This is a genomic window from Azospirillum mesophilum, from assembly GCF_053470405.2.
Map to the genome: position 1 here is coordinate 1 of NZ_JBPXMQ020000004.1, position 26,676 is coordinate 26,676.

A 26,676-nucleotide genomic window follows, 5' to 3' on the forward strand; every position below is an offset into this window, starting at 1 on the left:
CGGGCCATTGCCACACGCTACGACAAGCTTGCCAGCACCTTTCTGGCCGCCGTTTACCTCGTCTCGGCTGTCATCTGGCTCAACTGACGACACGCTCTAACCCGGTCGGCGCGGCGTCATACCGTCGGCACCTGAAGGCGCCGCCGGCATGACCCTTTCGATCAATGCTAACGCATTGGCCTCTCGGACATTGCCACCGGCAATGTCCTGCCGGCCCAAGGGATCTGCCGGGTTTCACGGTTGAAAAATGATGGAAGCGATCATTTTCCAGCCGTATCACACCCGGTAATACTGAACCGTGTCGACCAACCCCTGGCCAAGCTCGTTCAGGTTGGCGGCGGCGCCTTCCAACTGGCGGGTTCCGGCGGCGGTCTGGCTGCCGGCTTCGCGGATGTTGCGGAGGGCCTGGGTCACCTGCTCCAGGCCGATCTGCTGCTGGTTGGTGCCGGCGACGATCTGCTGGAAGGCCAGCACGCTCTCCTGGATGCTTTCGGCGAGGTCGCGGATGGTCGCCTGGGTGGCGTCGGTCTGGCGCTTGCCGGCGCCGACGCGCTTGACCGCCTCCTCGGTCAGCATGACCGAGGAGTTGATGCCGTGCTGGATCTCGCTGAGGTTGGAACGGACCTGGGCGGTGGCCTCCTTGGCCTGATCGGCGAGGCTCTTGATCTCACTGGCCACCACGGCGAAGGTCCGGCCGTGCTCACCGGCGGCGGCGGCCTCGATGGCGGCGTTGAGCGCCAGCAGGTGCGAACGTTCGGCGATGTCGTTCACGGTCAGGATGATCTCGCCGATCGCCTGGGTCCGCTCCGACAGGACGACGATGTTCTCGGCCACCGCTTCGGCCTGCTCGCGGATGGCGTCCATCGCCTGATTGGTGTCCTCCACCGCCTTCAGCCCGGTCTCGCCGCTGGCCGCCGCCGCCTGGGCGCTGTGCGCCACGTCCTGGGCGCGCCGGTTGATCTGGGCGCCCGACTCGGTGATCTCGCTCAGCGTCGCGGTGGTCTGCTCCACCGCGGCGAGCTGCTGGGCGACGCTGGCCGCCTGCTGCTGCGTGGAGGCGCGGATCTGCGCCGTGGCCGCGTGCACGCTCTCGGCCGTGATGCGGGTGGAGGACGCCACCATGCGCAGCTTGGCCGTCATGGCGTTGAGGTGCGTGCCCAACGTCGCCAGTTCGTCGGAACCGGTGGTCGCGACGTCCTGTGTCAGGTCGCCGTCCCGCACCCGCCCGGCGAGCGCGACCGCCGTGGCGAGACGGGTGGTGATGGTGCGGCTGGTCAGGAGGGCGATGAGGATCGCGGCGGCGATCGCGATGCCGCCGGCAAGGAGCACGGAGCGGAGCAACTCCTGATACAGTTCCCGGACGCGTTCCTGACCGGCCTGGGTCAAGGCGCGGGTGCTGTAGCCGCCGCTGCGGATGTTCGCGTCGATGGTCTCGCGAAGCGCGTCGATCTGTGGCTGGAGCGCGCGCGCGTCCCGGTCACGCCCCTGCTGGAGCAGGTCGAACAGCGTCGTGGCCTCCGTCCGGATGCGCTGGAACGCCTCGCCCAGGGCGTCGGCCCGCTCGATCAGTCCCTTCCACAGCCGCTCCCGCTCGGGCGAGATGGGCTCCGCCGCGCTGTTCGCCGCCAGGGACCGGAGTTGCTCGACGAACACACGGACCTTGTCCGCGTCGGCCCGGTAACGCTGCTGCAACGGGGTGAGATTCGGCGGACGCGCCTCGTCCCGGGCCATTGCCGATTCGGCCAGGGCGCGTTCCCGCTGTCCGCGCAAATCCGCCTGCAGCACGGCGATTTCCTTCAGCAGGTCCGTCGCATCGGTGTCATGGCGCGACACCTCGTCGACGACGCCCAGGACGCCATCGATGCGGTGCGCTTCGTACAACAGAGGCAGAAGCACGAGGAGGCACATGACACCGAAGCCGATGCCGAGCTTTTGCGCGATCTTCACGGGTGATCCTCACGATGGCGACCACCGACACCTTTATCACCGATCGCCACACCCCTCCACAGGGCAGGCCGGCCCGCGCCAGCCGTAGCGCCTCCGCCATGAACAAATTCTCAAGAATGGGATCGCCCATTCCGTAAAATCCGCAAAAGCCCTACCAGCCAGAGCACATTTTCAATTTCTGCACGGCAGCGCTTTATCCAACAACCGATCGCTCTTGATGCAGACCGCAGCGGCTTCTTAACGCTTTCGTGATAAAGTCGGAATAAACTTTCGTAGAGTGAACTGGGAACGCTGTTCTTCTGATCGGTGACTTGGCGTCCACCGATCAAAGCCACTTGGATGTGTGTTCACAAATGACAGACCACAACATTCGCGGGAAAGTCAACTCCATCCCACCGATGACGGATTCGTGCCGGATGGATAAATCCATAAAAGCATCCTCGTTCCAGAATGCTGAGACATAGCGTCCAGGCAACTACAGGTTTATCAAAGCAAAGATCACACCAAAGCATGTTGCCTTTGCGTTTCTTTAAAACCTTTTCCACGCCGACCATCAACCGTGAGGTCACTGACGTCATGTCAAATATTCTGACGGGCCGAAAGAGGCATCCTCGATGACATCACATACCTTCGCTTGGTAGAACCATCATGGCCTTGCGTATGACAGCGTTCCGTTTTAGCGCCGGACTGGTCGGCAACCATCCCGATTATTCCCGAACCGCATCTCCTGAAACCCCCACCCTCGCACCCCGTCGCTCGGCGCGAGCGCGGCGCATGCATTCCGACTTCCAGGCCGTTGTCCTGGCCGCTTTCCTGGCGCTGCTCGGGTTCCTCTGCGTGGCCTTCGGCACGCCGGCAACCGGGTTTGCCGCAACGGACATGGCTCCGGACATCCAGAGCATCGTCACCCGTGGGACGTTGCGCGTGGCCGCCTACCAGCACGACCTGCCGCCCTTCATCTTCACCAAGGACGACGGCAGCCTGGACGGCATCGACGTCAAGCTGGCGGAGGACATCGCCAGCAAGCTGGGCGTGAAGGTCGAGTTCATCCGCACGACCGCGAATTTCAACGAACTGCCCGCCATGCTGGCGGAGCGCAAGGCGGACCTGATCATCTCCGCCCTCAGCGTCACCTTGCAGCGCGCCAAGGCGATCCGGTTCACGCGGCCCTACGTGCGGCTGCGCAAGGCGGTCATGATCAACCGGATCAAGACCGTCGGCGACGTCGAAACGGCGGCCGACGTCGGGAAGCTCGACCGTCCGGAGATCGTCATCGGCGCGAACCAGGGCAGCGCCTATGCCCAGTTCGCCCACGAACTGTTCCCGAACGCCACGCTGCGCACCTACGCCCGGCACCGCGAGGCGGCGCCCGACCTGCAGGCCGGCACCATTCAGGCCTTCCTGTGCGACGAGACCTGTTCGGACTCCTACAATCGCAAGCAGCCCTGGCAGAAGGACCGGCCCTTTCCGGAATGGGGCCTCTATGTCCAGACCTTCTTCATTCCCGGCGGCACTGACCCCATCGCCATCGGCGTCCATCCCGAAGACGCGATGCTCCAGGAATGGCTGAACCAGTATCTGGCGGCAGCGGCGGACAACGGGAGCCTCGCGGCGCTGACCGGGCGCTTCCTCGACCAGGGCCGGAAACCGGGCAAGGGAAACAGCGGACATGAGTAAGCTTTTCGAAGTCGTTACCGGCACTTGGGGCCTTCTCGGCGCCATCGCCGCCGGCATCGCGCTCGGCCTGATCGTCCCGGCCGCCGGAAACGAGCTGAAGCCGCTGGCCGAGCTGTTTCTGACGCTGATGCAGATGACGGTGATCCCGATCATGGCGACGGCCCTGATCAGCAGCGTCGGCAAGACCGTCATCAACGGCGACGGCGCCCGCGTCATGCTGCGGTCGGCCGGCTTTTTCGCGCTGGCCCTGGCGGTGGCCGGGGTCGTGACCTTCGTCATCACGGTGATCGTCGCCCCCGGCTCCGGCCTGGACGGCGCGGACCGGGGCGCCATCGCGCAGGCCATGACGGACACGGAGGCGGCGCCGCACGCGCCAGGCGGGCTTTGGGCCTTCTTCTCCTCGATGATCCCCGCCAACATCGTGGAATCCGCGTCCAAGGGCCACATCCTCGCCATCATGACCTTCTCGATCCTCCTCGGGCTGGCGCTCGGGCTGCTGGAGGAACGGCAGGGCGAGGACGCGCTGCGGCTCGTCGACGTCATCAACGGCGCGCTGATCTCGATCATGGAGTGGGTCCTGAAGGGTCTGCCCTTCGGGATGTTCGCGATCATGGCCAGCAACGCCGCGACCCTGAGTTGGGCTTCGCTGGCCAGCGCCGGAAAGCTGATCCTGGCCTTCGCCCTCTCGACCGCCGCGGTGATGGCGCTCCTGACCATTGCGGCCTGCATCCGCGGGCGGGTCTCGCCGGGCCGCCTGTTCCGGGCGACGCGGGACGGCATGATCATCGCGGCGTCCTCCCACTCGGAACTGGCGGCCATGCCGTCCATCATCCGCGGCGTCCAGGAGCTCGGCGTGTCGATGGAGAGCGCGCAGCTTCTCGTTCCGCTCTCCACCAGCCTCTACAAGATCGGCAACATCGTCTTCATGATCGTGATGGCCTTGTTCGTCACTGAGCTTTACGGCCACCCGCTGACCATCTCCGACATCGTCATCCTCTTCTTCGGCTGCCTGCTTGCGTCGCCGGCGCTGGACAACGAGAGCTTCAGCGGCCCGCTGGCGCTTCTCAGCGGCGTTCTGAACCCGATCGGCCTGCCGGCGGACGCGTCGCTGGTCATGATGATGCTCATCGACCCGATCGTGAACCCGATGCTGGCCCTGCTCGGCGCCTTCGGCATCGCGACCGCGCCGATTTTCATTGAAGAGAAGTCCGGCAAGGACCGGCCGGGCGCCCGCCCGCGGAAGGAACTGGACCTCCCTCCCGTCGAGCCGACCCGCCAGGGTATCGCCGAAACGGTCTGAGAATACGATGCGTTTTGCGGCCCGAAAGGCCGCAAAACGCATCCATCATGCGGATAAGAATTCCCTGAGCGTGGGGCTCACACGACGGTGACGTTCACGGTGTGGGTGACCGTGTTGGTCCCGTCGTTCACATGGACGGTGAAGCTGTCCTGCCCGTGGTAGTTGCTGTTCGGGGTGTAGGTGTACGCGTACTCCGAATAGCTGTGCGTGGCCGCATTTTCCGCGCTGGTGACGGCGAGCGTGCCATGCGACGGCGCGCTGCCGTTGCTGTAGGACAGCGCGCTTCCCTCCGGGTCATAGCCCAGCACCATCCCCTTGAACGCCGAACCGCTGGTCACCGCGACCGAGTCCTGGTCGAGGTTGGTCGCGTTGCTGATCGCCCCGGACGGAGCGCCGGGGTTGGAGGCCTGGGCCGTGCCGCCCGACGTCTCGTCGAACTTCCAATAGCCGGCCAGCCCCTTCTCGCCGCCCAGCAGCCGGTGCGTGCGGTCCGCGGCGATCTCCGCGGCGCTGCGGGCGGTGGACCACACCTGCGCCTCGTCGATGCCGCCGGTGAAGAAGCGGTTGGCGGCATCACCGCCGATGGTCAGGTTGGCCGCGGAAGCGCCCAGGCCGTTCGTGCCCATGGCGGTGCTGCCGTCGGCGTTTCCATCCACATAAAGCGTCAGTTTGGTGCCGTCATAGACGCCGGCCACATGGTGCCAGCCGCCGTCGGCGATGGAGGTCGCGCCGTCGACGCCGACCGCGCCGCCCACGCCGTCGCCGACCTCGAACCGGGCGTGGGTGCCGGTGCCGTCGAGCGCGAGGCGATAGCCGATGGGGTCGGACGTGCCGCTCATCTTGCCGATGATGGTCTTGTCGGCGCCGGCCCCCGCAACCTGCACCCACGCCTCCAGCGACAGCGCGCCGGTGGGCGACAGGCCCGCGGTGGATGGGACCGTCACTTGCGAGGAGGTTCCGTCGAAGCTCAGGGCATGGTTGCCCGATCCGATGGGAAGTCCGGAACTGCCGGGAATTGATACGACGAGGTTGTCGATCTCGTGCTTGTCGTTCGCCCCGCCGGTGGAGGCGGCGAAGCCGAGCTTCACCGTCGAGGGCATGGTGTAGCCGACGTTCTGCGCTCCGAAGTCGAAATCGTTGAGCAGCGTGTGCCAGGTCGCGCCGCCGTCCCAGCTCATCGACAGGGTGACGTGTTCGTTGCCGTCCACGGTCAGATCGACCTTGCGCCAGCCGCCGTCGACACCGCCAAAGGCGCTGACGTCCACCGCGCTGCCGTTGATGTACTTGTACTCGCCGGCGCTGGCGTTGCTGTTGGTCTGGGTGGCCGATCCGCGGATCGACACGTAGTCGTGATAGACGCCCCAGCCGGTCCCAAGCCCGTCCCCGTTCCAGAGATCCTTGGACAGGAAGTTCCCGAACTCGTCGAAGGCGATGCCCATGTAGGCCTTGTAGACGCCCGGCGTGCTGCCGCCGTAGCCATACCCGAGCGCGGCTCCGGAGGCGCCCTGGGTCGGGTTCGTCACCGATCCGTCGATCATGTAGAAGGTGAGGCCGTCCGCGCCGGTTCCACTGCCGGAGTAGTAATCGAACGACACGTGCAGGCCGTATTTCAGGTCGATGGCGCTGTTGTAGAGGGCGTCGCCCACCTGTGCATTGACCGCGTCGGTCAGCCGGAGGTCACCGCCGGTCACGGTGCTCACCCCGTGGAACGACCAGCCGGCGGGTGTGGACGCAAAGCTCTCCTGCACCGGGAAGCCGGATGGGACCGGGTTGACGGTGACGGTCGCCGTTTGCGTGCCGGTGCTGAAGGCCGTGGTGCCGCCGTTGCCGGTCGTGCTGGCGTAGGTCCCGTGCGTGCCGGTGGACTCGTCCCAGGCGCGATAGGTGACATTGGCCGTGCCGCTCCACCCCGCGCTCGGCAGGAAGCGCAGCTCATCCGCGTCGTGCAGCAGCAGCGCGTTGGACGCGCCGAGGGTGCCGCCGTTGATGCCGGTCCAGCTTCCGCTGCCGGCCAGCTTGTACTGCCATGTGCCGTGCGCGTCGTCGACCGACGTGATCGCCACCGACGCGTTCTTCGCCCCGTCCTGGTCGGTCACGCTGCTGGCCGGGACCAGGGCCGTGATGGTGGTGCCCGTTGGGTTGGCGTCGGACATGGCGACGGCGGTCAGGACCCCGGTCTTCGTGCCGTCCATCACCGGCGCGTCGTTGGCGTCGGCGACCCCGATCGAGAAGGTCTTGTCGTAATAGAGGTTGGTGCTGTCCGTCGCCCGGATGGTGACGGAATAGGCATGACCGGGCGCTGTTTCGTAATCCAGCGCGGCGGCGGTGCGCAGTTCCCACGCGCTGCCGTTCTTGTAGACCTCGAACCGGCCGTCGGAGTTGACGATGGAGAAGCTGTGCGTGTCGCCCGCCGTGGCGTCGGTGGCCGACAGGTTGGCGATGACCGTTCCCACGGCCGTGCTCTCCTGCACGGTGACGGTGTCGCCGACGCCGCCGTCCCGCACCTCCCAGACATAGACGCCGGGTTGGCCGATGTTGCTGTAGCCCGTGTTGTTGACGAAGCTGGCCGTGCCGGACCCCTGAACTTCACCGTAGATTTTCGGCGTCACGTTCCCGGCGGTCCAGCCGGCCGTGCCGTAGCCGCTCGACCCTCCCCAGTTAAGGGTGTCGTACCGGTATTCGATGGCGAAATCGCCGCTGCCCAGATCGTGCAACAGGATCTGGTAGGAATTCGCCGACGTGACTCCGCTGTTGAAGGCGTGGACGTCCTTGTAGGTCACGGTCACGGTGTGGGTGGCGCTGTCCGCGTCGACGTAGATGTTTCCGCCATTGTAGGTGTCGATGTCGGTGTAATGCACGGCGATCATCGGCGTCGTGACCGACGCGATGCCCGACGAGTTGAAATCACTGCGCCCCGTCCCGAAGGTGACGTAGCCGTTGCTCCCGACATAAAACTGCGTCGCGGCGCTGTAGGTCGTGCCGCCCAGCCTGAAGCCGTTGGCGAAGACGGAGGACACGTCGACCTGCCAATAGGTGTCGTCGGCGTGGGGAAGCGTGGTCTCGCCATAGCCTGCGGCACCGCCCAGCCCGCCAACCAGCGCGTGCCCCCCGGCGACCGTGTAGCCGCCGCTGCTCAGCGTGACGTTCGGCGACAGCACGATGTTCGTCGGCGCAGCACCGGGCGAATTGCCGACAGTGAAATTGAACTGCTGCGTGGAGAGAACGCCGCCGACGCCGTCCCGCACGGAAAAGGTGAAGGAATCCGTGCTGCTGGTGCTGTTGTCGTTCTGGTAGGTGATCTTGTTCTTGTCGATGTCGTCCTGCGTGAAGGTGTCGTTGCCCCCCAGCGCGGTGCCGTTCAGCTTCAGCGTGCCGTGCGTGGGCAGCCGCTCGACGGTGAAGGTCAGCTGGGACGCGGTGTTGTCCGGATCGGTGACGTGCAGGTTGTTGTTCGACACCACCACGCTGCCGCCGCGCGCCACGGCTTCGGCGTTGTTGACCGCGATCGCGGGGGCGTCGTTCACCGCGATGACCGAGGTGGAGAGCGCCACGCCCTGGGCGCTGATCGCCGTTGTCCCGCCGGTGGCCCCCACGCCCGACAGGTCCATGGTGGACCCGGCCGACACGCCGGTGCTGTTGTCGATCAGCCGCACCGTCAGGTCGCCCGGCGTGCCGTTCCAGTTCGCGGCGGGCAGGAAGCGCAGCTTGGACCATATGCCCAGCGTGACGGCGGAGCCGGTCAGGTCGCCGCTGCCGATGCTCGTCCAGCTGTAGCCGCTGTCGAGCGAGTACTGCCAGACGCCCTGCGCCGTCGTCGCCGCGTTGCCGACCACCGCCACCCCGGCCAGCGAATGGGCGGGGCTGCCGCCCGCCACCGTGTCCACCGGGTCGGAGAAGTTGCCCGAAAACAGCGACCACACCCAGTTGCCGGACGGCGACGCATCCTCGGTCACCGCCGCCAGGGTCGCGGAGCCGGACGCCACCGGCGCGTCGTTCACTCCGGCGACCGACGTTCCGACCGTCACGTTGCCCGTGCTGTAGGCTGTCGAGCCCCCGCTGGCGCCCGCGCCGGACAGGTCGACCGTTGTGCCGGACGTCACGGTCATGCTGCTGTCGACGAGGCGCGCGGTCAGCCCGCCCGGCGTGCCGTTCCAATTGGCGGCGGGCAGGAAGCGCAACAGCGTCGCGCTGCTCAGCAGCAGGGCGGAGCCGGTCGTCACCGTCGCGGAGATGTCGGTCCAGTGCGCGCCGCTGTCGGTGGAGTACTGCCACACGCCCTGCGCCGATGTCGCCGCGTTGCCGACCACCGCCATGCCGGCCAGCGTGTTGGCGCTGCTGCCGCCGATCACGTTGTCGGTGGAGTCGTAGAAGTTCGCCGCCACATATTTGTTGGTGGTGAACAGCGATCCCACGGTCGCCCCCGCCGGCGCGGAGTCCTCGTTCACCGCGGCCAGCGTCACCGCCCCGGCCGCGAGCGGCGCGTCGTTCACCGCCGTGATGCTGGTGCCCAGCACGATCGCTTGAGCGCTGAAACCCGTCGAGCCACCGGTGGCTCCGGCCCCCGACAGGTCCGCGGTGGTTCCCGAGGTCACCGTCGCGTGGTTCTCGTCGATCAGGCGCACCATCAGGCTGCCCGGCGTGCCGTTCCAATCCGCGTCGGGCAGGAAGCGCAGCTTGGCCGAGGCGTTCAGCAGCAGGGCGGAGCCGTTGGAAACCGTCTGGTCGATGGTGATCCAGGTGGTTCCGTCCGTGGAATACTGCCATGCGCCCTGGGTGAGGGCCGAGGCTCCGTTCCCGACCACCGCAACGCCCTTCAGCGTGCCGATGCCGTAGGCTCCGGCGGAGAACAGCGACGACACCGTGGCTCCGCTGGGCGTGGAGTCCTCGTTCGCGCTGGCCAGCGTCGCCGGCGTGGACAGGGCCACGGTGGACGCGCTGCCCGAAGTGGTGACGGAGGTGCCGATCATCACCGCCTCGCCGCTGATCGCGGCCGTCCCGCCGCCGCTGCCCGCGGTGGAGAGATTCGCGGTGGTGCCGTCGGTGAAGGTGGCGCTGCCGTCGATCAGCCGCACCATCAGGCTGCCCGGCGTGCCGTTCCACCCGTTGGCCGGCACGAAGCGCAGCCTGGCGGCCGTGTCCAACTGCAGCGCCGAGGCGTCGGAAATCGTGGCGGCGATGGTGGTCCATGTGGAACCGCCGTCGATGGAATACTGCCAAGCGCCCTGCGCGGTGGCGGCGCCGTTGCCGACCACGGCGATGCCGGCCAGCGTGTTGGCGCTGCTGCCGCTGGTGACCGTGTCCTTGCCGTCGAAGAAGCTGGTCGCGACGAGGGACGCCACGGTGGCTCCCGTGGGGTTCGTCGTGTTCTCGGCGACCGAGGCCAGCGTGGCGTTGCCCGAGGCCACCGGCGCGTCGTTCACGGCCGTGACGCTGGTGGCGAGCGTGACCGTGCCCGCGCTGACCGCCGACGTGCCGCCGGTCCCGAAGCTGACGTTCGTGGTCGTGCCGGCGGTGACCGTGCCGGAGCTGTCGATCAGCTTCACCGTCAGACTGCCCGGCGTGCCGTTCCAGTTCGCCAGGGGGAGGAAGCGCAGCTTGGCCGTGCTGTCCAGCACCAGCGCGGTGCTGTCGGAGACGGTCTCGGGAATGTCGACCCACACGCCGCTGGTGATGGAATACTGCCAACCCCCCTGCCCCGACGTCATCCGCGCCGCGTTGCCGACCACGGCGATGCCGGCCAGCGTGTTGGCGCTGCTGCCGTTCGTCACCGCATCCGCCGCGTCGGAGAAGTTCGCCGCGAATAGGGAGGCCACGGTGGCACCGGCGGGCGTGGCGTCCTCGCTGACGCTGGTCAGCGTCGCCGAACCCGAGGCCACCGGCGCGTCGTTCACCGGACTCACGCTGGTCGCAAGCGTCACCGACCCGGTGCTGTAGGGCGTGGCCCCGCCGGTGCTGCCGACCGTGGACAGGTCCGCCGTGGCGCCGGTGACCACGGTCGTGCTGCCGTCGGCAAGATGCACGCTCAGGCCACCCGGCGTGCCGTTCCAGTCCGCCGCCGGCAGGAAGCGCAGCAGCGTGGACGCGCTGAGCAGCAACGCGGAACCGGTTGTCACCGTTGTGGCGATGCTGGTCCAGCTAGCCCCACCGTTGCTGGAGTACTGCCACACGCCCTGCGCCGCCGTCGCCGCGTTGCCGACCACCGCCACGCCGCCCAGCGCGTTGGCGCTGCTGCCTCCGCTCACCGCGTCCACCGGATCGGAGAAGTTGGCCGCGAACAGCGCCTGCACGGAAGCGCCGCTGGGCCAGGAATCCTCTCCCACACCGGCCAGCGTCGCCGAGCCCGCAGCCACCGGCGCATCGTTGACCGGGCTGACCGTGGTCCCGACCGCCAGGTTCACCGCGCTGATCGCCGTGGTCCCACCGGTGCTGCCCGCCGCCGACAGGTCCACTGTGCTGCCGAAGGTGACCGTCGCGCCGTCTTCGACCAGGCGAACGGTCAGGCTGCCCGGCGTGCCGTTCCAGTTGGCCGCCGGCACGAAGCGCAGAAGGGCCGCGCTGTCCAGCAGCAACGCCGTGCTGGTCGAGAGCGTGGTGGACACCGCCGTCCAGCTGGTGCCGCCATTGCTGGAATACTGCCACACGCCCTGCGCCGCCATCGCCGCGTTGCCGACCACGGCGATGCCGGCCAGCGCGTCGGCGCTGCTGCCTCCGCTCACCGCGTCCTTGGCGTCGGAGAAGGAGCCCCCGACCAACGCCGCCACCGTGGCACCGGAGGGGCTGGCTGTGTCCTCCGCAACGGCAGCCAGGGTGCCATTGCCGCTGGGCACAGGCGCGTCATTCACCGCCGTGACGCTGGTGGCGAGGGTCACCGCCCCAGCGCTGTAAGGCGTGCTGCCGCCGGTGCTGCCGACCGTGGACAGGTTCACCGTGGTCCCAGTGACCACGGCCGTGCTGCCATCGGCGAGATGCACGCTCAGGCCACCCGGCGTGCCGTTCCAGTCCGCCGCCGGCAGGAAGCGCAGCAGCGTGGAAGCGCTGAGCAGCAGCGCAGCGTTGGCGGACAGAGTGGTGGCGATGCTGGTCCAGCTGGCCCCACCGTTGCTGGAGTACTGCCACACGCCCTGCGCCGCGGTCGCTGCGTTGCCGACCACCGCCACGCCCCCCAGCGCATTGGCGCTGCTCCCACCCGACACCGCATCCGCCGCATCCGAGAAGTTCGCCGCGAACAGAGAGGCCACCGTGGCCCCAGTAGGCGTGGCATCTTCATTGACACTGGCCAGCGTCGCCGAGCCCGAAGCGACCGGCGCGTCGTTCACCGCCGTGATCCCGGTGGCGAGCGTCACCTCCCCGGTGCTGTAGGGCGTGGTCCCGCCGGTACTGCCGACCGTGGACAGGTCCACCGTGGTCCCGGTGACCACCGTCGTGCTGCCGTCGGCGAGATGGACGGTCAGAGCGCCCGGCGTGCCGTTCCAATTAGCCGCCGGCACGAAGCGCAGCAGGGTGGAAGCGCTGAGCAGCAGCGCAGCGTTGGCGGACAGAGTGGTGGCGATGCTGGTCCAGCTGGCCCCGCCGTCGCTGGAGTACTGCCACACGCCCTGCGCCGTGGTCGCCGCGTTGCCGACCACGGCGATGCCGGCCAGCACATTGGCGCTGCTCCCGCCCGACACCGCATCCGCCGCGTCGGAGAAGTTCGCCGCGAACAGGGAGGCCACGGTGGCCCCGGCCGGCGTGGCGTCCTCGCTGACGCTGGCCAGCGTCGCCGAGCCCGAAGCCACCGGCGCGTCGTTCACCGCCGTGATCCCGGTGGCGAGCGTCACCGCTCCAGTGCTGTAGGGCGTGGTCCCGCCGGTGCTGCCGACCGTGGACAGGTCCACCGTGGTCCCGGTGACCACCGTCGTGCTGCCGTCGGCAAGATGGACGGTCAGCCCACCCGGCGTGCCGTTCCAGTCCGCCGCCGGCAGGAAGCGCAGCTGCGTGGACGCGCTGAGCAGCAGCGCAGCGTTGGCGGACAGAGTGGTGGACACCACGGTCCAGCTGGCCCCGCCGTTGCTGGAGTACTGCCACACGCCCTGCGCCGCCGTCGCCGCGTTGCCGACCACCGCCACGCCGCCCAGCGCATTGGCGCTGCTCCCGCCCGACACCGCATCCGCCGCATCCGAGAAGTTCGCCGCGAACAGAGAGGCCACCGTGGCCCCGGCGGGCGTGGCGTCCTCGTTGACGCTGGTTAGCGTCGCGGAACCCGAGGCCACCGGCGCGTCGTTGACCGGGCTGACGCTGGTGGCGAGGGTCACCAATCCGGTGCTGTAGGGCGTGGCCCCGCCGGTGCTGCCGACCGTGGACAGGTCCACCGTGGCGCCGGTGACCACCGTCGTGCTGCCGTCGGCGAGATGGACGGTCAGAGCGCCCGGCGTGCCGTTCCAGTCCGCCGCCGGCAGAAAGCGCAGCAGCGTGGACGCGCTGAGCTGCAGCGCGGCGCTGGCGGACAGAGTGGTGGCGATGCTGGTCCAGCTGGCCCCGCCGTTGCTGGAATACTGCCACACACCCTGCGCCGCGGTCGCTGCGTTGCCGACCACCGCCACGCCCCCCAGCGCATTGGCGCTGCTGCCTCCGCTCACCGCATCCGCCGCGTCGGAGAAGTTGGCCGCGAACAGGGCGGCCACGGTGGCCCCGGCCGGCGTGGCATCCTCGCTGACGCTGGCCAGCGTCGCCGAACCCGAAGCCACCGGCGCGTCGTTCACGGCCGTGACGCCAGTGGCGAGCATCACCGATCCGGTGCTGTAGGGCGTGGTTCCGCCGGTGCTGCCGACCATGGACAGGCCCACCGTGGTCCCGGTGACCACCGTCGTGCTGCCATCGGCAAGATGGACGGTCAGAGCGCCCGGCGTGCCGTTCCAATTGGCCGCCGGCACGAAGCGCAGCAGCGTGGAAGCGCTGAGCAGCAGCGCAGCGTTGGCGGACAGAGTGGTGGACACCGCCGTCCAGCTGGCCCCACCGTTGCCGGAGTACTGCCACACGCCTTGCGCCGTGGTCGCCGCGTTGCCGACCACGGCGATGCCGCCCAGCGCGTCGGCGCTGCTGCCTCCGCTCACCGCATCCGCTACATCGGAGAAGTTCGCCGCGAACAGGGCGGCCACGGTGGCTCCGGCGGGCGTGGCGTCCTCGTTGACGCTGGTCAGCGTGGCGTTGCCCGAGGCGAGCGGCGCGTCGTTCACGGCCGTGACGCTGGTGGCGAGCGTGACCGTGCCGGCGCTGACCGTCGACGCGCCGCCGGTCCCGAAGCTGACGTTCATGGTCGTGCCGGCGGTGACCGTGCCGGAGCTGTCGATCAGCTTCACCGTCAGGCTGCCCGGCGTGCCGTTCCAGTCCGCCGCCGGCAGAAGGCGCAGCTTGGCCGTGCTGTCCAGCACCAGCGCCGCGCCGTCGGAGACGGTCTCCGGGATGTCGAGCCACACGCCGCTGGTGACGGAATACTGCCACCCCCCCTGCCCCGACGTCATCCGCGCCGCGTTGCCGACCACGGCGATGCCCGCCAGCGTGTTGGCGCTGCTCCCGCCCGACACCGCGTCCGCCGCGTCGGAGAAGTTCGCCGCGAACAGGGAGGCCACGGTGGCCCCGGCCGGCGCGGCGTCCTCGTTGACGCTGGTCAGCGTCGCCGAGCCCGCAGCCACCGGCGCGTCGTTGACTGGGTTGACCGTGGTGCCCACCACCACGTTCTCCGCGCTGATCGCCGTGGTCCCACCGGTGCTGCCAGCAGCCGACAGGTCCACGGTGCTGCCGAAGGTGACCGTCGCGCCGTCTTCCACCAGGCGAACGGTCAGGCTGCCCGGCGTGCCGTTCCAGTTGGCCGCCGGCACGAAGCGCAGCAGGGCCGCGCTGTCCAGCAGCAACGCCGCGCTGGTCGAGAGGGTGGTGGACACCGCCGTCCAGCTGGCGCCGCCATTGCTGGAATACTGCCACACGCCCTGCGCCGCCGTCGCCGCGTTGCCGACCACGGCGATGCCGGNAGAGTGTCGGCGCTGCTGCCTCCGCTCACCGCGTCCGCCGCGTCGGAGAAGGAGCCCCCGACCAACGCCGCCACCGTGGCGCCGGCGGGGCTGGCCGTGTCCTCTGCAACGCCAGCGAGGGCGCCATCGCCGCTGGGCACCGGCGCGTCATTCACCGCCGTGACGCTGGTGGCGAGCGTCACCGTGCCCACGCTGTAGGCGGAGACGCCGCCGGTCGCCGTCAGGTTCGCGGTCGCGCCGGTCGTGAGGGTGGTCGAGCCGTCGGCGAGATGAACGGTCAGGCCGCCCGGCGCGCCGTTCCAGTCCGCCGCCGGCAGAAAGCGCAGCAGCGTGGACGCGCTCAGCAGCAGCGCGGCGTTGGCCGACAGAGTGGTGGACACTGCCGTCCAGCTGGCCCCGCCGTCGCTGGAGTACTGCCACACGCCTTGCGCCGCGGTCGCCGCGTTGCCGACCACGGCGATGCCGGCCAGCACATTGGCGTTGCTGCCGCCCGACACCGCGTCCGCCACGTCGGAGAAGTTCGCCGCGAACAACGAGGCCACGGTGGCCCCGGCCGGCGTGGCGTCCTCACTGACGCTGGCCAGCGTCGCCGAGCCCGAAGCCACCGGCGCGTCGTTCACGGCCGTGACGCTGGTGGCGAGCGTCACCGACGTGGCGGTGAAGGCCGAGGCGTTCGCGGCGGACGACAGGCTGACCGTCGTACCGGAAACCACGGTCGCGCTGCTGTCGTAGAGCCGGGCTGTCAACGCTCCGGGCGTGCCGTTCCAGTCGGCCGAGGGCAGGAAGCGCAGTTGCGCCGCCGCGTCCAGCACCAGCGCGGAGCCATCGGAAAGGCCGCTTGGAACGGCGGTCCAGCGGACACCGTCGGTCGAATACTGCCAAATGCCCTGCAAGGTGCCGGCGGCGTTCGCGGTGATGGCGACGCCTCCGAAGGAATCGGCGCTGCTGCCGCCCGCAACGGCGTCACGACCGTCCGAGAACAGGGACGAGAACAGCGAAGCCACCGTGGCACCGGCCGGGGACGTCGCGTCCTCCGCCGTCCGCGCCAGCGTCGTCCCGGTGTCCGTCGTCGTCGGCGCATCGCCGACCGGAAGCACCTGGGTGCTCAGCGTCACCGTGCCGGCGCTGAAGTGCGAGGAGCCGCCTACCCGTCCTGTCAGGTCAACCGTGCTTCCGGACGCAAAGCTGTCGCCGCTCTCCGCGACGCGGACGGTCAGGCTGCCCGGCGTGCCGTTCCAGTCCGCAGCCGGGATGAAGCGCAGCCGGCTCGACGAATCGAGAAGCAGCGCCGCGCCTTCACCGGCTCCGGTGGGCACGGCGGCCCAGCCGCCTCCCGTCGAATACTGCCACACACCCTGCCCTGCCGTGGCCATGTTGCCGACCACGGCCACCCCGACGAAGCGTTCGCCCGCATAGCCGTTCACGACGTCCGCGGAATCCGAGAATCGCGCGGCGAACAGCGACTCCACCGAGGCGCCGTCCGTGCTGGTGACATCTTCGGCCACCGGGCTGAGGGAGGCCATGCCCGAGGCCACCGGGGCGGTGTTCTGGTAGGTCTGCAGGATGGAGGTCTTCGCCTCCGCCGTGCCGCCGCGCCCGTCGGACACCACGACCGACAAGGTTCCGGCGTCGCCGGCGAAACCGCCGGCCGGAACGAAGGAGAGGGACGCGTAGTCGGACAGGCTGAGCGTCCGCCCGACCGCGACGACGCTGCCATCCGAAGTCTGAAGAGTGCCGTGTCCCGGCACGCCGGTGACGGTGACGGTCAGGGTGTCCCCGTCCGCATCGGTCGGCACCGCGACGCCCAGACTGACCTTGCTGGCGCGGGCGGAAACCTCGACGGTCCGCGCCGCCGCCACCTCCGGCAGGTGATTCACGGCTTTTTCCACCCGAGCCTGCGTCACCTCCGGGGAACTGGTCGGCGTCGTGGTCTGGGGCGCCGGCGTCGTGGGTGTCGCCGTGGCGGTGGCCGCCACCGGGGAGGTCATTTCGGCCAAAGCCGGGGCGGTCGGTGCCACGGTCATGGACACGGGCGGCGTCGGGGTCGGCGCGGCAGCCGGTGCTGGTGCCGGGGAAGGAGACGGTGCTGCCGTGCTGGGCGAAAGCGATGTGGGCGACGAATAGGACGGCGATGCGTCCGATGCCACCACCGGCGCAGGCGGCGACACGCTGGCGCTCTGGGTCGGGGCCGGCAGGCCGGTCGCCTGCGCCAGCTGGGTCGAGGCCGCATCGGCGTTGCTGCGCGCGCCCTCCATCGCGTTCGTGAAGGACGTGCCGGAGGCGAGCGCGTCCGACAGGGCGGCCGCGAACACCCGGACGTCGCCCCCCGTGGTCGCCGCCATGTCGCGGATGGCCTGGTTTGCGTTCTGGCCGGACGCGAGCGCCGCCAGCAGGGGGTTGGACGGAACCGACACATCGCTCTGCTGCCGCGATGCGGCGTCGGACTGCGCCCGCGCCTCGCTCATGGCGAGCTGGGAGGACTGGCCGCTCGCCAACGCGGTCACCAGCGCCTGGACGAAAGGCGCGCTGTCGCCGGCGGCCGAACTCGTCCCCTGGGCGAGGCCGGCGATCTGCCGGTCGCCTTCCGACATGGGAACGGAACTCGCGGCCGCGGCGGCCGAGGTGGCGGACGCCGTCTGCATGGCGGCCTGGATGGCGGACGCGGGGCTGCTGCCGGATGCCAGCGCCTGCACCATCTTTTCGGCGAAGGCCGAGGCCCCGGCTTCTCCATGCGCTGATGTCATCGCGGCGACGACGGCCTGGGCGTCGGCCCCGCCCGTGGCCAGCGCGGCGGCGAGACGTCCCGCCGCGTCGACGGGGACGGCGCCGGCCGCGACCGCCGCGGCCACCGCCTGTGCGGCCTGCTGCGCGGAGGCCACCGCCGCTTCGGCGCTGCTGCCGGACGCGAGCGTCGTCTGCAGGTTGGCCAGGAAGCCAACCGCCTGTTCGGGAGAGAGACCGGCCACCGCCGCCTCGATCGCCTGCGCCGCGGCGGTGCCGCCGAGCGACAGGGACGCGATGAGCTGCTGCGCCGCGGATGTCGCCACCCCGCTCTGGTCCTGGAGTGCCTTGGCCACGGCAACGGCGGCCTGAAGCTCGCTGGCGAAGGAGCCGCCGTTCGGAGCGGCGGCAGTGGCCTTGGCGAAGGCGGCGGCGAGTTCCGTCGCCCCGGCGTTGCCGACGACCTTGCTCAACGCCTCCGTAACGTTGGCGCCGCTGGCCAGCGCCTGTTCGAAGGTCTGGGCGGCGTCCTTCGGAGCTTCGATCTGGCGGGCATGCTCGACCCCGGCGACGCGCGCCTCCTCGGCCGCCTGCTCGGGCGAGCTGCCGCTTGCCAGCGCGCTGAGATACTTGGCGAGAACGCCATCGGCGACCGTGGTGGCCTCGTCGCCGGTGACGCCCTGTTCGGCCAGAAACTTCACCAGTTCCTGGCGCGCGCCGGCATGCTCCTCCGCAACGCGCTCACCCGCGGTAATGGCATCGAGGAATGACTGCGGTACCGTCCAACCGGAAAAATCGGCTTCCATTCTTTTCGTCGCACCGCGGTGATCTGCCTCGGCCGGCTGATTGGGGTGCCCGACGGCCGCATCAATGCCGGAAATCTCCGCAACACTAAATCGATTGCGTGATCTTGTCGAGCGATGTTCCGGAAGCAACTTTTGCGCGCGCATCCGTAAAATGGCGGATACGCCAACGCATCAGCCCGTCAACGGAGCACACGTTATTCGAAGAGACCGCACAATCTGTGACATCTCGCAGCGCTTTAACGGATTGTTACTGATTTGAAACATTGACCGGGAAGAGAAACCGAAGTCATCCGACCGTACGGCTGGGACTCTATTTCGTTGCGCCGAATGGACTAGATCGATAGATTGCAAACGAAAATCCTACCAAATTTTCGATGCATTGCAGGTCGCGCCGCAGCTTCCGATCGTTGATCGAGCCGGTGGCGCGGCTTGGGGCACAGGAGCGACGAGCGCATGGCACCGGAGGAAGTAAAGGTCCGTTGGCGGGAGCGCCTCGCCGGTCTCTCGAAACGCTCCTTGTTTCTGGTCTTTTTGGGCATCGCCGGCACTGTGGCCGTGCTGCTCTCGCTGGCCACGCGGATCGCGTTCGACCGCACCCCCGACACGGAAATCCGCATCGGTGTCGTAGCGCCGCTGACCGGGCCGAGCGCCGCGCTCGGCCGTTCCATCCGCGAAGGGGCGGAACTGTTCGCCGCGCAGATCAACCGCGCCGGCGGCGTCAACGGCATGCCCCTGCGCGTCATGGCCGTGGATGACGGCGACGATCCGGCCACCGCCCGCAAGGCGGCGGAGCGGATCGCGGCGGCCGGCGTCGTCGGCGTTGTCGGGCACTGGTCGGGCGAGGCCGCCGCAGCCGCGGCCGAGGTGTACCGCGCCGCCGGGGTGCCGGCCCTGACCCCCGCCCCGCGCACCGCCTCCTCTTCCTCTGGCGCGCCGGAGAATGAGCCCGGCATCTTCCACGTCAGCTTCGACCGGACGTTCGAGACGCGCTTCCTCGCCAACTACGTGCGCAACGTGCTGGGCGAGAAGATGGTGTCCATCATCCACCAGCGCCGGCCCGAGGACGAGGCTCTCGCCAAGACCTTCGACGAGGTGATGCAGCGGTTCGGAACGCGCGTCCTGAACCGCTGGGACTTCGATCCGGCGGCGCCGGATGCGGCGGCCCAGCTCGACCAGATCGCCGCCGAGATCCGGGACAAGCGCATCACCGGCAGCGTCTTCGTGCTGGCCGATCCCGTCCCGGCGGCCAAGGCGCTGGCCGCCCTGCGCCAGGGCTCGGTCAAGAACCGCGCCTTCGGTCTGCGCGGCCTCGCCACCAACGCCTTCCTGGACGCCTTCCGCGAGAGCTGGACCGCGCAGGGCACGCCGGCCTCCGGCCTGAACGGCACGCTGACCACCACGCCGCTGCTGTTCGACACGGCCGGCGAGACTGCCCAGACCTTCCGGGCCGAGTACATGCGGGCACACCGCGTGCCGCCGGACTGGCTCGTCGCGTCCGCCTACGAGAGCGCCCGCCTGCTGCACGAGGGGCTGAACCTGCGCCGGGGCCAGACCGGCGACCTTTCGGACATGAAGGCGCTGCGCGCGCGCATCCGCACGGCGCTCGCCCAGCCGGGCCGGACGCACGACGGCGTTCTGGGTCCGCTGAGCTTCGACGCCGCGGGCGCCGCCGCGCCCAAGGCGGTGGTCGGCGTGTTCGACGGCACCTCGCTCATCGCATCGCTCACCCAGCTCTCCCCCATTCGGGAGGAGAACATCGGGAACTATCTTGAGGAACTGGTCGCCGGGCGCGCGCTCTACGTCAACGACCGGTTCATGTACAAGACGAACGTCGTCTACACCGGCGTGAATCTTGAGAAGATCTCGAACTTCGACCCGAACGCCGGCACCGTGGACATCGCGTTCAATCTGTGGTTCCGCTGGCGCGGCGACCTCACGCCGCAGGATGTGGTCTTCAACAACGCGGTCACGCCGATCCGCTTGGAAAAGCCCGAGCGCGAGGTCCAGGCGGGGGACATGCTCTACCGGTCCTACCGCCTGAAGGGGACCTTCTACACCAACTATTCCCAGGCGGAGCGCGTCTACGGCACGCATGTGGTCGGCGTGGCCTTCCGCCACCGCACGCTGGCGCAGAACAACCTGATGTACGTCAGCGACGTGCTGGGCATGAACCTGAACACCGGCGGCGCCCTCCGGGACGCGGTGGCCAGCTCCTTCGAGGCCGGCCGGGCCGATGCCGGGAACGCGGAGGACGGTTCGCTGCTCCGGCGCGTCGCCAACTGGTTCGCCCAGTCCGGCGGCGGCGCCGACCCGCTGGTCGAGATGCTCACGCGGCTGCGCGCGCTGGCCGGCGCGCCGGGCTGGGCGGTGGGGCGGGCCTGGATCTCCCAGGACGTGTTCGAGCGCATTTCCGAGGGCGACCCCGCCTTCGTCGGCTTCGGCAAGCCGCAGCCGGTCTTCTCGCAGCTCGACATGGGCGCGGTGCTGAAGGCCGACGCCTTCGACATCCGCGACCACCTGCCGAGTTCGTCCTTCATCTACATCGCCATCTTCTCGCTGGTCGGCTCCGTCCTGGCGAGCCTGCTCGACCGCAAGGACCGCGGGCAGTTCTGGCGCATGCAGACGCTGGGGCTGCGGGCGATCTGCTGGCCGCTCCTGCTGATGTCGGCCGGCAACATGGCGCTCGACTATGCGCTGGTGAACGTCCCGTCCAACACGGTGGACATCATCGTCGCGGTGTACAGCGCCCTGTGGTGGCTGGTCCCGGCGCGTCTGCTGGGCATCACGCTGGAGCGGTTCGTCTGGGTTCCGCTGGAGATGAAGACCGGCCGGAAAATCCCCAACGTCGTGCGCATGTTCGCGCGGCTGGTGGTCTATGTGCTGGCGATCCTGGGCATCGTCGCCTTCGTCTTCGCCAAGCCCATCACCAGCCTGCTCGCCACCTCCGGCCTGATGGCGATGATCATCGGTCTGGCGGTTCAGGCCAACATCGCCAACGTGTTCTCCGGCATCGTCCTGAACATGGAGCGGCCCTTCAAGGTGGGCGACACGATCAAGCTGAACGGCACCGTCGGCAAGGTCGTGGACATCACCTGGCGCACGACCCGCCTGCGCGCCGAGGAAGGCCACATGATGGCGCTCGCCAACGGCAAGGTGTCGGAAGCTGAAATCCACAACATGAGCGACATCCAGGACGCCTTCATGCGGGTCAGCTTCTTCACCCACCCGCAGTACGAGCCGGAGCGGGTCGTGAGGATCGTCCGTGAAGCGCTGGACACCCTGCCGGAGATCACCGCGCCCGGCGCGCCGGTCTCGCGCGCCCTGTTCGTCGGTGTGGAGTGCGCGGGCGGCGTGTGGGTGGCGCGCTACGACGCGACCTTCTCCGCCCCCGGTCTGGCGCGCCGGGTCCTGATGTCGGATGAGCTGCGGCGGACGGTCTGGCACCGCTTCTGCCAGGAAGGCATCCGCTGGACCAATCCGCCGGGCGAGGAGGAAGAGCCGGCGTCCGCCGTTCCGGCCATCGCCGCCGGCCGGGTGGAGCAGCCGGCATGATGGTCAAAGGCCGGGCGGGCACCGTGTCGGGCGTGGGTGAAATCCTCGCCCGGCTCGCGCGGTCGCCGGCGGCGACCGGGCAGGTCCTCGCGGCGAGCGCGCTCATCAGCGTGCTCGGTCTGGCGGTCTCGCTCTACACCATCCAGATCCTCAACCGCTTCGTCAGCAACGGCGTCACCGGCACGCTGCTGACCCTGACCGCCGGGGTCGGCCTCGCGGTCGTGGCCGAACACCAGCTGCGCAAGCTGCGCTGGTCCATCGCCGAGACCATCGCCGGCGACCAGGAGCGGCGGCTTGCCGTGGGCACCTACGGGCTGCTGCTGACCGCGCGCCAGAACGACCGGCTGGGCTGGCCGGCCGCCGTCCAGGAGGATCTGCTGCGGGGGATCGAGCGGGCCGCCGGCGCGCTGGGGCCGGCCGGCATCACGGCGCTGGCCGACCTGCCCTTCGCGGTGGCGGTCCTGGCGGTGCTGACGCTGCTGTCGCCCGTGCTCGGCGCCGTGACCGCGCTGTTCTGCGCGGCCCTGGCGCTCCAGGCGTGGCGCGACCAGCGGCGGCTGGCCCTCCCGACGGCGCAGTTCGCCCAGGCCTCGGCGCAGGCCGGCGCGCTGGTCGGCGCGGCGGTCGGCACCGGGGAGACGATCCGCCACTTCCGCGGTCAGGCCCGGATGATGGCGCTGTGGCAGGCGGCGAACCGGCAGGCGCAGGGGTTGGGCCGGCTGATCGGCTGGATCCAGCTCGGCGGGGGATCGCTGACCCAGGTGGTGCAGAGCCTGCTCGGCGTGGCGGTGGTCGCGGCCGGCGCGCTGGAGGTCGTGGCCGGGCAGCTGGACGTGGCGACGCTGGTCGGCGCCAACATGATCGCCGGGCGCGTGCTGATGCCCTTCGGGCGCATCGTCCAGCTGGGGGCGTCGCTGCACAAGGCGGGCACCGCCCTGACGCAGGCGCGCCGCTTCGCCGAGGTCGCGGTCGAGCGCGAAGGCGGGCGCACCCTGCCCGACTGGCGCGGCCAGATCAGCCTGCGGGGCGTGGCCTTCGGCTACCCCGGCCAGGAGGAGCCGGCCTTCGGCCCCCTGGACCTCGACATCGAGCCGGGCGGCGTGGTGGTGGTCACCGGGCGGAACGGCACCGGCAAATCGACGCTGGTCAAGGTCGTCGCCGGGCTGCTCGACCCGGTGCGGGGACGCATCCTCGCGGACGGCGTGGATGTCCGGCAGCTGTCGCTGGACTGGTGGCGCGGGCGCGTGTCCTACCTGCCCCAGGAGCCGGAGTTCCTGCCCGGCACGCTGCGCGACAACCTGCGGCTCGCCCGCCCCGACGCCAGCGACGCCGACCTGCTGCGCTGCCTCGCCGAGGCGGACCTCGCGCGGTTCGTGGACAGCCACCCGCAGGGCCTGGACGCGGTGCTGGAGAACGGCGGGCGCACCCTGTCGCCCGGCATCCGGCGCCGGCTCGCCCTGGCGCGGGCGCTGCTGGCCGACGGCGCCCTCTACCTGTTGGACGAGCCCTCGGAAGGGCTGGACCGCGAGGCCGCGCAGATCGTCTACGCGCAGCTGATCGCGCTGGCGCGGCGCGGCCGGACGCTGCTGATCGTCTCGCACGACCCGGTGATCCTGTCGAGCGCGCGGACCGTGGTCCGTCTCGACCAGCCGGCCAGCACCAATCAGCCGGCCTCCCCCCAACCCCTGGCCGAGGCCGTCCCGTGACCCGCCCTGCCCCTCACGACGCCCCTCACAACGCGTCGATGGTTGCCAGCACGCCGCCGGGCCGCGTGCGCCTGCTGTCCGAGGTCGGCGTCGTGCTGGCCGGGCTGGCGGTCTGGGCGTCGGTCGGCACGCTGGACGTGGTGACCACCGCCAGCGGCGAGGTGGTGCCGTCCAGCCGGGTCAAGGTCATCCAGCATTTGGAAGGCGGCATCGTCGCCGAAATCCTGGTCCATGAGGGAGAGCGCGTCGAGAAGGACCGCCCCCTGTTCCGCCTCGACCCGACGCGCGCCCAGGCGGAGTCGGAAGAGTTGAAGCAGCGCCTGCTCAGCCTCCAAGTGGACATCGCCCGCCTGACCGCCGAGACGGAGAACGCCGCCGCCGTCCGTTTCGACGACCGGCTGCGCGCGGCCGTGCCCATGCTCGTCCAGGCCAGCGAGGATCTGTTCGCCAGCCGCCGCTCCCGCCTCGCCCACGAGATCAAGAGCCAGGCGCAGCAGGTGGTCCAAAAGGAGCAGGAACTGGAGGAGACGCGGACCCGCCTGCGCAACAACCGCCGCGGGCTGGAGATCGTCACCAGTCAGGTCACCATCAGCGAGAACCTCGTCAGCAAGGATCTCAGCAACCGGATGAGCCACCTCGACCTGCTGCGCCAGCAGCAGTCGCTGCGCACGCTGGTGGACGCGGACCAGAGCGCCCAGCCCCGCCTGGAAGCGGCCCTGCTGGAGGCCAAGGAGCGGCTTGCCTGGGTGGAGGGCAGCGCGATCGAACAGGCGCGGCGCGATCTGGCGACGGCGCGCCAGCAGTTCGACGAACTGTCGCAGCGCCTCCTGAAGTTCCGGAACATCGAGGAACGCACCGTGGTGCGCGCGCCGGTGGACGGGATCGTCAAGACCGTCAACGTCACCACCGAGGGCGGCGTGATCCAGCCCGGCCAGACGCTGGCCGAGGTGGTGCCGGCGGGCGACCATCTGGTGATCGAGGCGCGGCTGCCCATCCAGGACATCGGCTACGTCCATGCCGACCAGCCGGCCAAGATCGCCCTGAATTCCAGCGACTCCAGCGCGTTCCGCCCGATCTCCGGCTCGGTCGCGCGGGTCAGCCCGGACGCCACCGTCACCAACGACGGGCACGCCTTCTACCGGGTCCGCATCCTGCCGGAACAGACCGCCTTCGAGGGGACGGGCCGGCGCTACCAGCTGTACCCCGGCATGCAGGTCGTGTGCAGCGTGCGGATCGGGCAGAGGACCATCCTTGAGTATCTGTTGAGCCCCTGGTTCAACGCCATGCGGTTCGCCTTCCAGGAGAAATGACTGCTGTGACGCACCTTGCCCGCCGCCGGTGGACGCATCGGACGTTCCGTATCGCGCTGGTCGGTCTTGCTTTGTCGGCGTTGCCCCTGATTCTGCCGCCCGCCGAGGCCGCGCCGCCGGATTCCTCGCCGCGCGCCGCGCTGGAGCGGCTGATGGGGACCAGCCGCCGGGTCGCCGCGGCCAAGTCCGACCTGGAGGGCAGCGACGCCAACCTCGCGCGGGCACGGGCCGGCTGGTATCCGGAACTGCGCCTGACCACCGAGGCCGGCCGCGAGATCCAGCGCACCCCGACCGGGGATTCGCGCCTGCCGGCCTTTCAGGCCGGCGTGTCGGTGCGCCAGCCGCTGCTGGATTTCGGCCGGATCGGCGGCGAGATCGAGAAGGCCGGACTGGCGCGCCGCCAGAGCGAAACCACCGTGCGCGATTCCATGCAGGACGTGATGCTGGAAGGGCTGGTCGCCCACATCAACCTCGTCCGCACCAAGCAGATGACCGATTACGCCCGGCAGTCGGTGCGCAACATCGAAAAGCAGACCGGCCTGGAAGAAAGCCGCGTCGATCTGGGCGGCGGTTACGCGTCGGACGTGCTCCAGGCGAAAAGCCAGCTCGCCGGCGCGCGCGCCCGCCTCGCCCGCGCGCAGGGCGCCCAGGTCAACGCCCTGAACCGCTACCGCGCGGTGTTCGAGGAGGAGCCGCCGGCGGCGACCGCCAAGCTGGTCGTCCTGCCGCCGTCCGCCCTGCCGCCGACGCTGGAGGACGCGGTCCGGCACGCGCTGGAGAGCAGCCCGCAGACCGAGATCGGGCGCCTGTCCGTGGACATCGCCCGCGCCGAGGTCGGCCGCGTGCGCGGGGCCGAGCTGGCGCCGCGCATCGACGCGGTCATCGACATCGGCAACCAGCACAACGTCCAGGGCCTCAACGGGACCAAGCGGGAGGACTCCTACAAGGTCCAGATGACCATGCCCTTCAACCTGGGCATGGCCCCGCTGCACTCGATCGACGCCGCCCAGGCGGCGGCCCGCGCGTCGGCGAGCCGCTACGCCGACCGGCGCCTCGCCATCGAGGAGCAGGTCCGCAACGCGTGGCAGAACTATGAGACGGCGCGGGAGACCTACAGCTACTTCGACAATCAGGCGCGCATTGCCGCCGAGTTCCTGCGCCTCGCCCGCGAAGAACGGCAGCAGGGCCGGCGCTCCCTGATCGACGTGCTGTCGGGTGAAACCTCGCTCTACAACGCGCAGAGCGACGCGGCGTCGGCGCAGGCCGACGTGTCCATCGCCGCCTTCACCCTGCTCCGCGTGATCGGCGGCCTCGACCTGGACGTCGTGCCCTGAGGGCTGCCCTGCCTCCGGTCACTTCCTACGGAATGCACGCATGTTGCGATGAGGTGAGTGGCTGAGCTTACCAAAAAGCCCTTCTCCCCTTGGCCTCACGCGCAAACGAAGTTTGCGCTGACGGCGACAGGCGGCCTGTGGCCGCCGAGAGCGGGGAGAAGGGTTGGGATGAGGGGTCGTTACGCCCGGCAGGGCGGAAAATAGAATTTCCGGCCGTCCTTCGGCCGGCGCCACCCTCACCCCAACCCCTCTCCCCTCAAGGGAGAGGGGTTTTTTCGTTCTAAATCAGCTACTTACCGTACAGCAACATGCGTCCATC

8 protein-coding genes and 2 pseudogenes are annotated in these 26,676 nt (G+C 69.5%); 7 read left to right on the plus strand and 3 right to left on the minus strand.

The features are described from left to right. Positions 1-87, plus strand: a pseudogene (locus ACSVC7_RS06045) (IS5/IS1182 family transposase); the annotation flags it as partial. A 189-nt stretch (positions 88-276) separates the two neighbouring features. Here ACSVC7_RS06045 and ACSVC7_RS06050 read toward each other — a convergent pair. After that, positions 277-1,947, minus strand: coding sequence for a methyl-accepting chemotaxis protein (locus ACSVC7_RS06050; RefSeq protein WP_448208605.1), 1,671 nt, complete (start codon positions 1,945-1,947; stop codon positions 277-279). Positions 1,948-2,721: 774 nt separating this feature from the next. Here ACSVC7_RS06050 and ACSVC7_RS06055 point away from each other — a divergent pair. Next, positions 2,722-3,624, plus strand: a complete 903-nt coding sequence (locus ACSVC7_RS06055) for a substrate-binding periplasmic protein (protein ID WP_448208606.1) — start codon at positions 2,722-2,724, stop codon at positions 3,622-3,624. Continuing rightward, positions 3,617-4,924, plus strand: coding sequence for a dicarboxylate/amino acid:cation symporter (locus ACSVC7_RS06060; RefSeq protein ID WP_448208607.1), 1,308 nt, complete (start codon positions 3,617-3,619; stop codon positions 4,922-4,924). Before ACSVC7_RS06055 ends, ACSVC7_RS06060 begins: the two co-directional genes overlap by 8 nt. A 77-nt stretch (positions 4,925-5,001) precedes the next feature. Here ACSVC7_RS06060 and ACSVC7_RS06065 read toward each other — a convergent pair whose 3' ends face one another. Together ACSVC7_RS06065 and ACSVC7_RS06070 are read right to left on the minus strand one after the other, a co-directional pair. After that, entirely contained in the window at positions 5,002-14,916 is a 9,915-nt protein-coding gene (locus ACSVC7_RS06065; protein ID WP_483508081.1) for a LamG-like jellyroll fold domain-containing protein, read from the minus strand. A 1,586-nt stretch (positions 14,917-16,502) separates the two neighbouring features. Then, positions 16,503-18,599 (minus strand): annotated as a pseudogene (locus tag ACSVC7_RS06070) (Ig-like domain-containing protein); the annotation flags it as partial. A gap of 309 nt (positions 18,600-18,908) precedes the next feature. On the opposite strand from ACSVC7_RS06070, the gene ACSVC7_RS06075 reads away from it, so the two are divergent. From ACSVC7_RS06075 to ACSVC7_RS06090, 4 genes are read left to right on the plus strand one after another with little or no spacing between them, the layout of a single operon-like run. Then, complete coding sequence (locus ACSVC7_RS06075) at positions 18,909-22,007, plus strand: ABC transporter substrate-binding protein (protein WP_448203753.1); 3,099 nt, start codon at positions 18,909-18,911, stop codon at positions 22,005-22,007. Next, positions 22,004-23,713 carry an ATP-binding cassette domain-containing protein gene (locus tag ACSVC7_RS06080; protein WP_448203754.1) on the plus strand — a complete coding sequence of 570 codons (1,710 nt, stop codon included), beginning with the start codon at positions 22,004-22,006 and terminating at the stop codon, positions 23,711-23,713. The genes ACSVC7_RS06075 and ACSVC7_RS06080 overlap by 4 nt, the downstream gene beginning before the upstream one ends. A gap of 38 nt (positions 23,714-23,751) precedes the next feature. Continuing rightward, on the plus strand, positions 23,752-25,023 hold the full coding sequence (locus ACSVC7_RS06085; protein ID WP_448203755.1) for an HlyD family type I secretion periplasmic adaptor subunit: 1,272 nt from the start codon (positions 23,752-23,754) through the stop codon (positions 25,021-25,023). A 5-nt stretch (positions 25,024-25,028) separates the two neighbouring features. Next, positions 25,029-26,357 (plus strand): TolC family protein, encoded by a 1,329-nt coding sequence (locus tag ACSVC7_RS06090; protein ID WP_448203756.1) that lies wholly within the window; start codon positions 25,029-25,031, stop codon positions 26,355-26,357. Positions 26,358-26,676: the final 319 nt, after the last annotated feature.

What these genes read in the sequence shown, in the direction of transcription:
- ACSVC7_RS06055 (WP_448208606.1), top strand. Translation starts at nt 2,722, where the DNA reads ATGCATTCCGACTTCCAGGCCGTTGTCCTGGCCGCTTTCCTGGCGCTG.
- ACSVC7_RS06060 (WP_448208607.1), top strand. Translation starts at nt 3,617, where the DNA reads ATGAGTAAGCTTTTCGAAGTCGTTACCGGCACTTGGGGCCTTCTCGGC.
- ACSVC7_RS06075 (WP_448203753.1), top strand. Translation starts at nt 18,909, where the DNA reads ATGGCACCGGAGGAAGTAAAGGTCCGTTGGCGGGAGCGCCTCGCCGGT.
- ACSVC7_RS06080 (WP_448203754.1), top strand. Translation starts at nt 22,004, where the DNA reads ATGATGGTCAAAGGCCGGGCGGGCACCGTGTCGGGCGTGGGTGAAATC.
- ACSVC7_RS06085 (WP_448203755.1), top strand. Translation starts at nt 23,752, where the DNA reads ATGGTTGCCAGCACGCCGCCGGGCCGCGTGCGCCTGCTGTCCGAGGTC.